The sequence below is a fragment of the Stenotrophomonas sp. genome (assembly GCF_050737075.1).
GTDB lineage: Bacteria > Pseudomonadota > Gammaproteobacteria > Xanthomonadales > Xanthomonadaceae > Stenotrophomonas.
Window position 1 is genome coordinate 1 of sequence record NZ_JBOHXV010000110.1, and the last position, 14,298, is coordinate 14,298.

At 70.1% G+C, this 14,298-nt stretch carries 11 protein-coding genes and 1 pseudogene; 6 read left to right on the forward strand and 6 right to left on the reverse strand.

Annotated elements, in window-relative coordinates:
• Positions 1–65 precede the first annotated feature (65 nt).
• The 3 genes from rmuC to ACREPD_RS19235 all read left to right on the forward strand — a co-directional run bounded on the left by rmuC (position 66) and on the right by ACREPD_RS19235 (position 2,591).
• Positions 66–1,508 carry a DNA recombination protein RmuC gene (gene rmuC / locus ACREPD_RS19225; RefSeq protein WP_431600801.1) on the forward strand — a complete coding sequence of 481 codons (1,443 nt, stop codon included), beginning with the start codon at positions 66–68 and terminating at the stop codon, positions 1,506–1,508.
• A gap of 80 nt (positions 1,509–1,588) precedes the next feature.
• Positions 1,589–1,972, forward strand: coding sequence for a hypothetical protein (locus ACREPD_RS19230; protein WP_431600793.1), 384 nt, complete (start codon positions 1,589–1,591; stop codon positions 1,970–1,972).
• 58 nt (positions 1,973–2,030) lie between these two features.
• A complete protein-coding gene (locus ACREPD_RS19235) occupies positions 2,031–2,591 on the forward strand; it encodes a glutathione peroxidase (protein ID WP_431600794.1) in 561 nt (186 codons plus the stop codon).
• A gap of 78 nt (positions 2,592–2,669) precedes the next feature.
• On the opposite strand, the gene ACREPD_RS19240 is transcribed toward ACREPD_RS19235, so the two are convergent.
• The 6 genes from ACREPD_RS19240 to ACREPD_RS19265 form a co-directional block, all read right to left on the reverse strand.
• Positions 2,670–3,695, reverse strand: a complete 1,026-nt coding sequence (locus ACREPD_RS19240; protein WP_431600795.1) for an MlaA family lipoprotein — start codon at positions 3,693–3,695, stop codon at positions 2,670–2,672.
• A 1-nt stretch (position 3,696) separates the two neighbouring features.
• On the reverse strand, positions 3,697–4,008 hold the full coding sequence (locus ACREPD_RS19245; RefSeq protein ID WP_431600796.1) for an STAS domain-containing protein: 312 nt from the start codon (positions 4,006–4,008) through the stop codon (positions 3,697–3,699).
• Positions 3,998–4,660 (reverse strand): MlaC/ttg2D family ABC transporter substrate-binding protein, encoded by a 663-nt coding sequence (locus tag ACREPD_RS19250; protein WP_431600797.1) that lies wholly within the window; start codon positions 4,658–4,660, stop codon positions 3,998–4,000. Before ACREPD_RS19250 ends, ACREPD_RS19245 begins: the two co-directional genes overlap by 11 nt.
• A complete protein-coding gene (gene mlaD / locus ACREPD_RS19255) occupies positions 4,657–5,181 on the reverse strand; it encodes an outer membrane lipid asymmetry maintenance protein MlaD (RefSeq protein ID WP_431600802.1) in 525 nt (174 codons plus the stop codon). The genes ACREPD_RS19250 and mlaD overlap by 4 nt, the downstream gene beginning before the upstream one ends.
• 63 nt (positions 5,182–5,244) lie before the next feature.
• Positions 5,245–5,994 carry an MlaE family lipid ABC transporter permease subunit gene (locus ACREPD_RS19260; protein ID WP_421568165.1) on the reverse strand — a complete coding sequence of 250 codons (750 nt, stop codon included), beginning with the start codon at positions 5,992–5,994 and terminating at the stop codon, positions 5,245–5,247.
• Positions 5,994–6,782, reverse strand: coding sequence for an ABC transporter ATP-binding protein (locus ACREPD_RS19265; protein WP_431600798.1), 789 nt, complete (start codon positions 6,780–6,782; stop codon positions 5,994–5,996). Before ACREPD_RS19265 ends, ACREPD_RS19260 begins: the two co-directional genes overlap by 1 nt.
• A gap of 235 nt (positions 6,783–7,017) precedes the next feature.
• Between ACREPD_RS19265 and recC the strand changes: the two genes are divergently transcribed.
• The 3 genes and pseudogenes from recC to ACREPD_RS19280 form a co-directional block, all read left to right on the forward strand.
• The gene (gene recC, locus ACREPD_RS19270; protein ID WP_431600799.1) at positions 7,018–10,365 is read left to right on the forward strand and encodes an exodeoxyribonuclease V subunit gamma; all 3,348 of its coding nucleotides are present in this window, start codon (positions 7,018–7,020) and stop codon (positions 10,363–10,365) included.
• On the forward strand, positions 10,362–14,015 hold the full coding sequence (gene recB, locus ACREPD_RS19275; RefSeq protein WP_431600800.1) for an exodeoxyribonuclease V subunit beta: 3,654 nt from the start codon (positions 10,362–10,364) through the stop codon (positions 14,013–14,015). The genes recC and recB overlap by 4 nt, the downstream gene beginning before the upstream one ends.
• Positions 14,012–14,298, forward strand: a pseudogene (locus tag ACREPD_RS19280) (exodeoxyribonuclease V subunit alpha); the annotation flags it as partial. The gene recB and the pseudogene ACREPD_RS19280, both read left to right, overlap by 4 nt.

Here is a 14,298-nt window from a genome sequence, read left to right on the forward strand (position 1 = left end):
GTCCGGAGCGGCCCACCGGCGCGGAAGGCGCAGCGGATGAGACCGGCACCGCCTACACTTCCGCCATGCAACCTGAATTCCTCATCCTTGGCGGCCTGCTGTGTGCCGTCCTCATCCTGCAGCTGGTGGCCCTGCTGCGGCGTTCCGGCCATGGCGGCCTTGAGCAGACCCTGCGCGAAGAAGCGCGGACCGGCCGCAGTGAACTGCGCGAGCAGCTCGAAGGGCTGGGCCGGCAGCAGGACGCGCGGCTGGAAACTTTCGCGCGCGCGCTGACCGACCTCTCCACCCGCACCGACCAGCGCCTGGACCTGCTGCGCGATGCGCTGGGCGAAGACGCGCGCAAGTCGCGCGAGGAAAGTGGACTTGCCCAGGCCGCGCTGCGCCAGCTGTTGATCGAGGACGCACGCCTCGCCCGCGAAGAAACCGGCCAATCGCAGCAGCGCCTCGGTGAATCGCTGGGCCTGCGCCTGCAGGACATGACCCAGCGCAACGAGCAGCGCATCGGCGAGATGCGCGCCACGCTGGAGCAGCAGCTCATGAGCCTGCAGCGCGACAACGCCGAGAAGCTGGACCAGATGCGGGTCACCGTTGACGAAAAACTGCAGACCACGCTGGAAGCGCGGCTCGGTGCCTCCTTCCAGTTGGTGTCCGACCGCCTGGAACAGGTGCAGCGCGGGCTGGGCGAGATGCAGCAGCTGGCCACCGGCGTGGGCGACCTTAAGCGCGTGCTGACCAACGTCAAGAACCGCGGCAGCTGGGGCGAAGTGCAGCTGGACAACATCCTGGAACAGACCCTCACCCAGGAGCAGTACGCGCGCGGCGTCAAAGTGCGCCCCGACAGCGGCGAGATGGTCGATATCGCCGTGCGCCTGCCCGGGCGCGGCCATGAGGACACCCCGGTGTGGCTGCCGATCGATTCCAAGTTCCCGCGCGAAGACTACGAGCGCCTGCTCGATGCGCAGGAGCAGGGCGACGCCGAGGGCGTGCGCGTGCAGGGCGCGCAGCTGGAACGCGCGATCCGCATCCAGGCCAAGTCGATCTGCGACAAGTACATCGTGCCGCCGCACACCACCGATTTCGCGGTGATGTTCCTGCCTACCGAAGGCCTGTATGCCGAAGTGATCCGTCGCCCCGGCCTGGTCGATGTGCTGCAGCGCGAGCACCGCGTGGTGGTGGCCGGCCCGACCACCGTCACCGCGCTGCTCAACAGCCTGCAGATGGGCTTCCGCACGCTCGCCATCGAACAGCGCTCCAGCGAAGTCTGGAGCCTGCTGGGCGCGGTCAAGAGCGAGTTCGGCAAGTTCGCCGGCATCCTGGAAAAGGCCGAAAAGCAGATCAGCACGGTCGGCCGCAGCCTGGGCGAGGCCAGCCGCAAGACGCGCACCATCGAGCGCCGCCTGCGCGGTGTGGAAACGCTGGGCAGCGAGCAGACCGATCTGCTGCTGTCCGACGCGGCCGGCGACGATGACGACACGAGCGCGGAAGAGACCCCGACCGCGCAGGATTGAAACGTGCTGCCGACACACTGCATGCAGCTGATCGGCGATGCTTGCGCTTGCCCCCTTGTTTTCCACCCAGGATTGAATCGATGCGTCTTACCTTGATGTTGTCCCTGCTGCTGGCGCTTGCCGGTTGCAGCACCACGCCGACGGGCACCGATGCCACCGCGACCGCACCCGTCGGCGATGCCGCTGCGGCCAACGCCGACGCAGCGGCCTGCACCGCCGCTGGCGGCGAACTGAAGCCGCTGGGCCGCCTGCAGCGCGTGCAGTGCGTGGTGCCTTATGCCGACGCCGGCAAGGTGTGCGGCGCCAAGGCCGACTGCACCGGGCAGTGCCTGGCGCAGGGTGAGGCCGAGCTAATCCCCGGTGCCAAGGCGAGCGGTGTGTGCCAGCGCGATGTCAGCCAGAACTTCGGCTGCCGCCAGCGCATCGACAACGGCGTGGCGCAGGGCACGATCTGCGTCGATTGATTTCGCTTCTGCAGGGCACATATCCGATGTGCCCTCTTCACTCCGCACAGGATTACCCGTGAGCCAGACCGTCTACGACATTCCCGTCACCACCATCGAAGGCCAGCCGAGCTCGCTGGCCGACTACCGCGGCAAGGTGCTGCTGGTGGTCAACGTCGCCTCCAAGTGCGGCCTGACCAAGCAGTACGAAGGCCTGCAGGCGCTGTACGCCGACAAGCAGGCGGCCGGCCTGGAAGTGCTGGGTTTCCCGGCCAACAACTTCCTGGCCCAGGAGCCGGGCAGCGAGGCGGAGATCCAGCAGTTCTGCCAGCTGGAATACAACGTCAGCTTCCCGATGTTCGCCAAGATCAGCGTGGCGGGCGATGACATCCACCCGCTGTACCAGCAGCTCACCCAGGCCCAGCCGGCCGCCACCGGCGAAGGCCCGATGCGCGAGAAGCTGCATGGTCTGGAAGCCAAGTACCCCGACCTTGCCGTCAACCCGGCCCCGGCCGTGCTGTGGAACTTCGAGAAGTTCCTGATCGGCCGCGACGGCCAGGTCATCGCCCGCTTCGCCCCCGACGTCCCGGCCGAAGACGCCCGCCTGCTGGCCGCCATCGACGCCGCACTGGCCGCCTGATCGGGCATCCACCATCGCTGGCCAACCATCTGGTGGAAAGCCAAAAAAAAACCCCGCCATGGCGGGGTTTTCTTCTGGTCAATTGCCCCAGTTGGGCATCGGCATCGCATCGACCGGGATGGGTGCGTCGTCGTCGTCGTTGCGGCCGCGCTCGCGCTTGCCGCGCAGATCGTTCTGGATCTGGTAGTTGCGGCGCTGCAGCCACGCATCGCGGGTCAGCGCGTACTCGTCCACGGCGCTGTCGCGGATGTCATCCAGTGCCATCAGCTGGGAGCGCATGTCGACCAGCTGCAGGCCCTGCAGGCCGATGCGGAGTTTGTCGTCTTCGATCGTGCGGATCGGCGACAGCGGAATGTCGCCGGCCAGGCCGAACACATCGCGCACGGTACGCGGGCCGAAGAACGGCAGTTCCACGAAGCGCGAGCTGCGCCAGCCCCAGGCACCGAGCGTCTGGCCGAAGTCTTCGCTGCGGCGCGGCACCAGCGCGCGGCTGGCCGGATCGAACAGCCCGCCGATACCCAGCGTGGAGTTCATGACGAACCGGCCCAGGCTGTCCCAGGCATCGCCCGGACGGCCCTGCAGCAGCTGGTTGGTGATGGTGACCGGGGCACGCAGGTTGCTGAAGAAATTGGTCACCCCGGTACGCGCGAAGCGCGGCACCACGTGGGTGTAGGCGGTGGCCAACGGGCGGGCCACGGCGCGGTCGACCACGTTGTTGAACGCATGCACGCGCCGGTTGAAGCCTTCCCACGGATCGTAGGGTGAGCGGCCCGGTTCGGCGCCGTCGGCGCTGGGGGCCGGCCCGCCGTACAGCGCGGCGAAGTCATCTTCCGCGCCGGTCGGCGGCGTATCGGTACCCGTAGCCGTCGTCGCGGCGGTGCCGTCAACACCTTCCGCAGCAACGCCGGTCGCCGCCGCGCCGCCTGCGGCAGCGTCAGTGGTCACAGCGGGCGTACTGGCGTTGGCGTCGTCAGCGACGGCGGGCTCGGCGGCTGCGGGCGCCACGGGCACGCTGGCCGGCGCACTGTCGCGGGCCGGCTTGGCCGCACAGGCGCTGAGCGCCATGGCCAGCAGGAGAAGGGAGGCGGTGCGTATGACGTTCATGTCAGCTCGCGGCAGAAGGGGCATTGAAATCCAGGGACGGCGCCAGCCGGTAGGCGGCGCTGAGTTCGTTGAAGCCGGCAGGTGTGCCGTTGAGGACCAGCGTACGCCCGTTGCTGCGGGCCTGTGCGGTGAGCTCGGCCAGCAGCGCCAAGCCGGCACTGTCCACGCGCGTTACCGCGGTCAGGTCCAGCTCGGTCACCGCCGCAGGCAGTGCCTTCAGCGTCGGCCACAGTGATACCACCGCGTCACGGTCGAGCACGCCCACGACGCGGGCGCGCGAACCATCGAGCTGCAGGCTGGCGTTACTTGCCATTGCCGGCCGGCCCGGCCTGCATGGAGCCGCTACGCAGGTCGTTGGCGACAGCCTTGATGCCCTTCTGGCGCAGCGGGCCGTCGAACTGGGTACGGAAGGTCTGCACGTAGGAGATGCCTTCGATGTTCACGTCGAAGATCTTCCACTGGCCGTTGACGTTGCGCATCAGGTACTCGACCGGGGTCGATTCGCTGCCGGCACGCAGCAGTTCGGTCGCTACCTTGACGCCGCGGTTGCCCGGCAGCGGCTGCTCGCCCTTGAGGCGGAAGCTCGGCTTGCCCTGGATGGTGAGCAGGGCCGAACCGTAGCGCTGCATCAGGTTGTCGGCCATGGCATCGGCGAACAGCTTCACGTCGGCGTCGGATGCACCGCGCGCGTTGGCGCCCAGCACCAGGCGGGCCGCGTAGTCGCGGTCGAAGGTGCGGTTGAGCTCGCTGTCGATGTAGCTGCGCAGCGCGGCCGGGTTCTTGTCGAACTCCGCACGGCGCTGCTGCAGCGTGGTCAGGATGCGGGTGCTGGCGTCGAGCACGACCTTGCCGGCCTGCCCCTGCGGAGCGGCGGCGGCAGCAGGAGTGGCCTGGGCGAAGGACGCCGAGGGCAGGGTGGCGAGCAGGGCCGAAGCGAGCAGCGCCGAAATCAGGGTCTTTTTCATTTCTGCGGTTCCGTTGCCGGTGCGGCTGCACCGGGAGCTTCCTGGGGAGCGGCGCCGGCATTGCCCGGACCGCTGAACATGTACTTGCCCACCATCTGGATCAGATCCACGGCCGGCTGGGTGAAGACGATCTCGTCACCGGACTTGAGCACGTCCGGGTCACCGCCCGGCTGCAATCCGATATAGCTTTCGCCGAGCAAACCGCTGGTGAATATGCCGGCGGAGGTGTCGGCCGGCAGATCCTTGAACTTCGGGTCCAGCTTCAACGTCACGATCGAATCGAAGCGGGTCGGGTCGAGGTCGATGTTGCCGACCTGGCCAACCACCACGCCGCCGATCTTTACCGGCGCCTGCTTGCGCAGCTGGCCGATCTGGGTGAAGCGCGCCTTCAGCTCATAGCCTTCGTTGCCGAAGCCCCAGCGCTGGTTGGTGGACGCCATCGCCAGCACCAGCAGCGAGGCCAGCGACAGCAGCAGGAACGCGCCGACGGAAAATTCGAGTCTGGGACCGCGGATGGCCATGTTCATCTCACCGTATCTGATCAGGTGCCCGGAGCCGAAGCCCGGGCGAAAGGGGTTTGCGCGTCAGCGGAACATCATGGCCGACAGCACGAAGTTGAACATCAGCACCAGCAGCGAGGCGTTCACCACCGCGCGCGTGGTCGCCACCGAGGTGCCTTCAATGGTGGGCTCGGCATGGAACCCGACATACGAGGCGACCAGCGCGGCGGTGCCGCCGAAGATCGCCGACTTCAGCATCGCCACGCCGAAGTCGTCCCAGAAGTCCACGCTGTTGCTCAGCGCCGACCAGAACACGCCGTTGTCCAGGCCAAGCACGTGCACCGCTTCGAAGTAGCTGGCACTGATCGCCAGCGAACAGAAGATGCCGGTCAGCAGCGGCACGGTCAGCACCGCTGCCCAGAAGCGCGGTGCCACGACCTTGGCCACCGGGTCGATCGCCATCAGCTCCAGCGCCTTGATCTGGTCGGTGGCGCGCATCAGGCCCAGTTCGGCGGCGATCGAGCTGCCGGCGCGGCCAATGAACAGCAGCGCGGTCAACACCGGGGCCAGTTCGCGGTACAGCGACAGGCCCAGCAGCGTGGACAGCGCATCGGCGGCGCCGAACGTGGTCAGCGTGCGGTAGCCCTGCAGCGTCAGCACCAGGCCGACGAAGGCACCGCCCACCGCGATGATCGGCAGCGAGCGCGCGCCGATCTTGTAGATTTCGCGGGTCAGCTCGGCCAGGAAGTCGGCGGTGGGCAGCGAGCCGCGCAGCACCGTGAGCGAAAACAGACCGGCGCGGCCCAGTGAACGGGTGCTTTCAACGAACGGCATCAGGCCACCTTCGCGCGTGGCGCGGCATCGAACGGGATCGGGCCGTCCGGCTGCCCGTGCAGGAACTGGCGCAGCAACGGGTCCTGGCTCGACTCGAGCGCGGCCGGGGTGCCCTGGAATACGACGCCGCCATTGGCGATCGCGATCACCTGGTCGCAGATCGGCAGCGTCTCGTGCACATGGTGGCTGACGATGATGCTGGTCAGGCCCAGGCTGTGGTTGAGGCGCTGGATCAGGCTCATGATCACGCCGCTGGCAATCGGGTCCAGCCCGGTCAGCGGTTCGTCGTAGATCATCAGCGGCGGGTCCAGCGCCAGCGCGCGCGCGAGCGCCACGCGGCGCGCCATGCCACCGGACAGTTCGCGCGGCCAGGCATCGGCGGCGGCCAGCAGGCCCACTGCGTGCAGCTTCATGTCCACCAGCCGACGCAGCACCGGGGCAGGCAGCCTGGTATGCGTGCGCAGCGGCAGGCCGACGTTCTCGGCCACGGTCAGGTCGGTGAGCAGCCCATTGCCCTGCAGCAGCACACCGACGCTGCGGCGCATCTCGCGAAGCGCGCTGCTGCCGGTGGGAATGGGTTTGCCGAACAGGGTGACGGTGCCGGCCGCCGGGCGCAGTTCGCCGGTCAATGCGGCCAGCAGCGTCGACTTGCCGCTGCCCGACGGACCGAGCACGGCGGTGATGCTGCCACGCGGTACCGACAGCGAAACGTCGCGCAGGATCGCCCGACCGCCGCGATCAATACGCACGTTGTTCAACTGCACCAGCGATTCTGCGGAAGCCGTCATGGGCGCCATTAACAATTTTCCAACGTTCTAAGATCGTGGTGAGCGGCTGAACAAAACCGAACTGGACCGTGCAGTATTGTCGCATGTCGGGGTGGCCAGCCCCGGCACAACACGGTTTCCGGGCCGCAACAGTGCGTGCCGTCCCAATTCGAGGGCGCGGCCACAGGCGTTACCGGCCGGCAGACGCGTATCGGCGAGGGTCGAGATTGGCGCCGCGCTGCGGCACACTGCCGCGATGACCGACCCCGCTTCAGACTTCCGCCTGTACCACTCCAACGCGCTCGACGTGCTGGCCGCGCTGCTGGCCAGGACCGTGCGCGAACCGGTGCCGGGGCAGTCTATTCTGGCGCCGGAAGTGGTGTTGATCCCCCAGGTGGCCATGCGGCGCTGGCTGCAGTCCACCCTGGCGGCCGAGTATGGCATTGCCGCGAACCTGGAATTCCTGACCCCCGGCGAGTTCGTCGCGCGGGCGCTCAACGCCAATGTACCGGGCGAGCATGACGACCTGACCGCGGCGGCCCTGCGCTGGAAGCTGTATGCCGCGCTGATCGACCCCGCGTTGATGTCGCTGCCGGCACTACGCGCGCTGAACACCTACCTGTCCCACGCCGACCCCCTCAAGCCCTGGGCGCTGGCGGGCGAGCTGGCGGCGGTGTTCGAGAAGTACCAGGCGTGGCGGCGCGACTGGCTGCTGCGCTGGGAGGCCGGCGCGGACGCGCACGACCCGCAGGCCATCCTGTGGCGCCACATTGCCAGTGGCCACCAGTACCGTGCGCGCCGGATCGAGGCGTACCTGTCCCGCTTCGAAGGCAGCGGGAAGACGTTGCCGCAGGGCCTGCCGGCGCGGGTGTTCGCCTTCGCCACGCTCAACATCTCGCCGGACGTGCTGCGGGTGATGGCCACCCAGGCGCGGGTGGGCACGCTGCATTTCTATCTGCCCACCCCGACCCAGGCGTACTGGGGCGATCTGCAGACCCTGGGCGAGAAGCTGCGCAGCGGCGCGCCCGACCCCTTTGGCGAGGAGGCCGGCGAGAACCGCCTGTTGCAGGCCTGGGGCGCGGCCGGCCGCGACTTCATGGCGGTGCTGGGCAGCTACGAGGTGGTGCACCCGTCCGGTGAGATCGCCGCCTATGACGATCCCGAAGACGACGCGCGACCGGACATGGCCGAGGGCGGCTTGGCCGACAGCCTGCTGCACCGCCTGCAGCGCGACCTGTTCCATCGCCGTGGGCAACCCGGTGGCGCGCGCCGCGACGGACTGCGCCTGGACGATCCCAGCCTGCAGGTGCACGCCTGCCACACCCGCCTGCGCGAACTGCAGGTGCTGCACGACCAGCTGCGCGCGCTGCTGCAGGACCCGCGCTTCGACCCGCCGCTGCAGGCGCGCGACATCGCGGTGCTGGCGCCGGACATCGACCCCTACGTGCCGTATCTGGAAGCAGTGTTCGGCGGCCGCAGCGGTGGCGACGAGCACATTCCGTATGCGCTGGCCGACACCAGCCCGCTCGCTGGCGAGCCGCTGGCCGATGTGTTCGTGCACCTGCTCGGGTTGCCGGTGTCGCGCTTCGGCCTGAATGAAGTGCTGGACCTGCTGGCCAGCGCACCGCTGGCCGAGGCGGCGGGGCTGGATGCCGCCGCCTTCGACCGCCTGCACGACTGGCTGCAGGCGGCGGGCGCGCGCTGGGGACTGGATGCGCATCACCGCCACCAGCACCAGGCCCCGCAGGACGACGCCTTTACCTGGCAGTTCGCGCTGGACCGCCTGCTGCTCGGCCATGCCAGCGGCGGCGACGGCGACATTGCCGGCGTGGCCCCGTGGCCGGAACTGGAAGGCAGCGCGCTGGATGCGCTGGACCGCCTGCTGGCCCTGCTGCGCGTGCTGGCGCGGTACCAGAAGACGCTGGGCGAGGCGCTGCCCCCGGCGCAGTGGCGCAGACGCCTGCTGGCGCTGCTGGACGCGTTGTTGCCGGAGCCGCCGCAGGCGGCCAACAGCCAGCGCGCGCTGGAGCGCCTGCGCAAGCTGATCAACGAGTTCGCGCGCGACGCCGAACAGGCCGCGTTCCAGGGCGAGGTGGCACCGGAGGTGGTGCGTGCGCACTTTGCCGGCGTGCTGGCCGAGGCCGACACCCGCGCACCGCTGCTCACCGGCGGGGTCAGCTTTGGTCGCATGGTGCCGATGCGGCTGCTGCCGTTCCGGGTGATCTGCGTGCTCGGCCTGAACGACGGCGACTTCCCGCGCCGCGATCCCGCCGCCGGGCTCAACCAGCTCACCGCCGAACTGGACACCACGCGCCGTCGCTACGGCGACCGCTCGCTGCGCGAAGACGACCGCTTCCTGTTCCTGCAGCTGTTCGCGTCGGCGCAGGACGTGTTCTACCTGAGTTATCTGGGCGCCGACCCGCGCGATGGCAGTGTGCGCGAACCGTCGGTGCTGGTCAGCGAGCTGATCGATGCGGCGGCCGATTACCACCTGCAGCCGGCGCTCGCCGCCGCGCAGCTGACGGTGCGCCATTCGCTGCAGCCGTTCGCGCCGGCGGCCTTCGGCGGCGGCGACGAACCGCGCCGCTTCAGCTACCGCCAGCAGTGGCACCCGGCCGCCGGGTCGATCGGTGGGCAGCGGCGCGCGCTGGCGCCCTGGTTCAGCGGGCCGCTGCCGCCCGCCGAGAACCTGACCACCGACACCGAGCTGAGCCTGGACGCACTGCGCCGCTTCCTCACCGATCCGGCCAGCCAGTTCCTCGGGCTGCGCCTCGGGCTGCGCCTGCCCGACGAGCTGGGCGACGCCGACGACGTGGAGCCGCTGGTGATGGCCGCGCGCGGCAGCGACACCCTGCAGCTGCAGCAGGCGGTGATCGACGCCACCCTGGAACAGGACGACACACCGCTCTACCCACGGCTGCGCGCCCGCGCGCTGCTGCCATCCGGCGCCCTGGGCGAGCGTCAGTTCGCGCAGCTGCAGGCGCAGACCCGTCCCTACGCGCAGGCGCTGGCGCAGTGGCTGGACGGCAGTCACGCCGACAGCCGCCGCTACGAGGTGGACATCGACGGGGTGCGCCTGCATGGCCGGGTCGATGGCGTGCATCCGCACGGCCTGGTCCGGCTGCGCCCGGGGTCGCTCAACGGCCGCGCCGCGATCCGCCACGGCCTGGACTGGCTGCTGGCCAACGCGGCCGGCGACGCGCTGCCGCTGGTGCAGTTCCACGACGGTGGCGACGACGGCCTGGGCCCGCATGTGCTGCCGGCGCTGCCGTCCGTGCAGGCCCGCGAGGTACTGCGCCGCCTGCTGCAGCTGCGCAGCGAAGGCCTGCGCGCGCCGTTGCTGTATGGCCCCTCGACCGGCTGGACGCTGTACACCACCGCCGAGGCCAAGCGCGAAACCGAAGGCTGGTCGCAATGGCATGGCGGCGAACGCCGCTGGAGCGAGGCCAGTGGTGCCGGCTACCAGCTCGCCCTGCGCGGGCGCGATCCCTTCGCCACCCCGGAGAGTTACCGGCAGCTGCTGCACAACAGCTTCGTGGTGTTCACCGCCGTGCGCGAGGGCCGCATCTTCGCCGGCTTCGACGCACAGGAGGCGCAGCCATGAGCACTCTCGACCTCCTCAACGATCCGTATCTGGCGCTGCCGCTGGACGGCGTGCGCCTGATCGAGGCCAGCGCCGGAACCGGCAAGACCTTCACCCTGGCCACGCTGTTCACCCGGCTGGTGGTGGAAAAGGGCTGGCGCATCGGCCAGATCCTGGCGGTGACCTTCACCGACGCGGCCACCCAGGAGTTGCGCAAGCGCATCCGCGAGCGGCTGGCGCTGGCCGCGCAGCTGGTGCAGCGCGCGCCCGGCGACGACGACGGCCCGGACGTGCTGCTGACCCGGCAGATCCTGCAGCGCCAGCTCGCGTTGGGCGAAGAGACGCCGGCCGCGCTCGCACGCCGGCTGCAGACCGCGGCCGACGAGATCGATCTCGCCGCGATCCTCACCATCCATGGCTTCTGCACGCGGGTGCTGCGCGAACACGCGCTGGAAAGCGGCCACACCTTCGACCCGCCCACGCTGCTGCCCAACGAGCGCGAGCTGCACGACGAACTGGCCGCCGACCTGTGGCGCGTGCATGCCAACGACGCGGCCACGGTCGACGCGCTGACCCGGCTGTGGTCCTCGCCCGAGGCGCTGGCGGCCGACCTGCCCACCCTGATCAAGCCATTGCCGCTGCTGCCGCCGGTGCCCGCCAACCTGGACCACGACCCGCGCCCGGCGCATGCCGTGGCCGCGCGCGACTTCGCCGCCGCGTACCGCCAGCACGGCGAGGCCTTCCTGGGCGAACTGTGCGCCGCGGTGGAGAACAAGATCCTCAACGGCAGCAGCTACAAGCTGGCGTGGCTGGAGCCGCTGGCCGTGCAGCTGCACCGCTGGGCTGGCGAGGACGATCCCGCCGTGCCGTTGGAAGTAGACACCGAACGACTGGGCCGGCTCACCGCCGAGGCACTGACCGCGCGCACCAACAAGGCGCACGCCGGCAGGGCCCCGCAGTCGCCGCTGCAGCACGCGCTCGCCCAGTATCTGGCGGCAACCGAGGCGCTGCTGCAGTGGCAGCGCGGCCAGGCCATCGCCTTCCTGCATGCGCTGCGCGACCAGGCACGCGCGCGGCTGGACGCGCTGAAGCTGACCGGCCGCGTGCAGACCTACGACGACCTCATCGACGGCGTTGCCGACGCACTCGACGGCCCGCACCGCGCGGTGCTGGTGCAGCAGCTGCGCGCGCAGTACCGGATCGCGCTGGTGGACGAATTCCAGGACACCGACGACCGCCAGTGGGGCATCTTCCAGCGCGTGTTCGGCGATTCGCCGGAAACCCGCGAGGCCGGGCTCGCGCCGGCGCTGTTCCTGATCGGCGACCCCAAGCAGGCCATCTACGGCTTCCGCGGCGGCGACATCCACACCTACCTCAAGGCCAAGCGCCAGGCCGAGCCCGCGCCGCCGCTGGACCGCAACTTCCGCTCACGCCCGGCGGTGCTGCGCGCCATCCAGGCGCTGTATGCCAATGCCGGCGCCGATGCGTTCCTCGACACCGACATCTGCTTCGAACCGGTGCACCCGGGCAGCACCCGCGTGGATGCCGATTTCCTGCGCGACGGTGTGCCTGCGCCCGGCCTGACCGTGCGCCTGCTGCACAACCCCGAGGGCGGCGCGCTCAAGGCCGACCCGTCGCGGCAACAGGCCGGCGATGCCTGCGTGGCGGCCATCCACCAGGTGCTCAGCGACGCCCGTGAAGGCCGCGCGCTGCTGCGCGGGCAACCGGTGCAGCCGGGCGACATCGCGGTGCTGGTGCGTTCGCATCGCGAAGCCACGCGCATCCAGCAGGCGCTCGGCGCGGTCGGCATTCCCGCCGTGGCCGCCGGCAAGCAGAGCCTGTACGCCACCGCCGAAGCGCAGGACCTGCGCCTGCTGCTGCTGGCGCTGCTGCAACCGGCAGACGAGGGCCGGCTGCGGGCCGCGCTTTCCACCGTGCTGCTCGGCGAAGACGCGGCCGCCATCGACGCGATGGAACGCGAAGGCGACACCCAGCGCAGCATGCAGATCCGCCTGCTGCTGTGGCGCGAACGCTGGCAGCGCGGCGGACCGTTCGCGGTCATCGCCGACCTGTGCGCCGAACATGCCGAACGCCTGCTCGGCCTGATCGACGGCGAGCGCCGCCTGACCAACTACCTGCAGCTGGGCGAACTGCTGCAGCAGGCCGCCGCGCAGACCCTGGGCATGCACGGCCTGCTGGACTGGCTGCAGGTGCAGATGGCGCACGCCGACCAGAATGACGAGGCGCAGCTGCTGCGGCTGGAATCGGATGCGCGCCGGGTGCAGATCATCACTTTGCACAAGAGCAAGGGCCTGGAATACCCGCTGGTGTTCCTGCCGTTCGTGGGCATCGGCGGCGGCGCGCCCAACACCGACACGCACTGCACCGTCTACGCCGACGGCCGCCGCGAGCTGCACTGGAAGCTGGACAAGGACGAGGCCTGGAGCACCGCCAGCGCGCGCAGCACGCAGGAGCAGGAGGCCGAGGACGCGCGCCTGCTCTACGTGGGCCTGACCCGCGCCGAGCACGCGCTGTGGATCGCCGCCGGCGATCTGGCGGGGCTGGCGAAAACCCGGCTGGCGCCGATGCTGTCGGACCTGGAGGCACTGCGCGCCGACCCGGCGGTGGCCGTGGTCGAGGGTCCGCTGGAGTTGCGCCCGCCGCAGCTGGCGTTTGAACGCGACGGCGCGCTGCCACCGGTGCGCCCGGTGACCCGGCGCGTCCCGCACGACTGGTGGGTGTACAGCTTCACCCAGCTGGCGCATGCCGACGCCGGCCACGACACCGACGCGGCCGCCACCGAGATTCCCGCCCCCGCCGCCGACGAACCGGCGGGCGTGGATGTCACCCTGGAGGCCGAACAGGCTGCACAGCCCGGCGACGAGGTGATCGATCCGCGCTTCATGGGCAGTCGCTTCGGCAACGTGCTGCACGACGCACTGGAGAACACCGACTTCGCGCGCTGGGCCGGCTGGCGGGCCGGGCAGCCGGCGCCGGGCGACGAGGCGCAGGTGCTGCGCGCCTCGCTCGGTGCGGAAGGCTATGCCGACGAGGATCTCGACGACGGCGTGGCCATGCTGACCGCGCTGGTCGGCCAGACCCTGACCGTGCCGCTGCCCGAAGGCGGTGCGCTGCACGCGCTGCCGGCCACCGCGCGGCGCGCCGAAATCGAGTTTCACTTCGCCATGCAGTCCACGGCGGTCCCGGCGCTGCTCGCCCTGCTGCACACCCACGGCCTGGTCCGCGACCGTCGCGGCTTCGGCACCCGGCGCCGGCTGGAAGGGCTGATGACCGGCAAGATCGATCTCACCTACACCCACGAGGGGCGCTGGTACGTGCTCGACTACAAGTCCAACCGGTTGCCCGGCTACGACCCCGCACGGCTGGCCAGCGCCATGCAGCACAGCGAATACGACCTGCAGGCGCTGATCTACACCGTTGCGCTGCACCGCTGGCTGCGCTTCCGGCTGGGGGCGGCGTACGACTACGCGCGTGACATGGGTGGTATCCGCTACCTGTTCTGTCGCGGCCTGGATGCCACCCGCGCCGACAGCCCCGGCCTGTACGCGCACCGTTTCGACCCGGCCCTGGTGGATGCCATGGACGCCCTGTTCGCCGGTGGCGAGGATGCCCAGGCCCGGATCGCCGCACGCGCACGGGGGGAGGCATGAGCCTGCTCAATGCGCTGAAGAACGGCAAGGTCCTGCGCACGCTCGACCACGCCCTGGCACAGAGCCTGCGCCGGCTGCGCCCGGACACGCCCGACGCGGTGCTGGCAGCGGCCGCCCTGGCTTCGCTCGCGGTATCGGAGGGGCACGCCGGGCTGGACCTGCGCCAGCCGCAGCGGCTGATCGAGGCAGAGACCGACTGGCCGGCCCCCGATGAGTGGGAACGCGCGCTGCGTGCCTCGCCCTGGGTGGACGAACCGGCCGCCACCGATGTGGCGGCCGACGG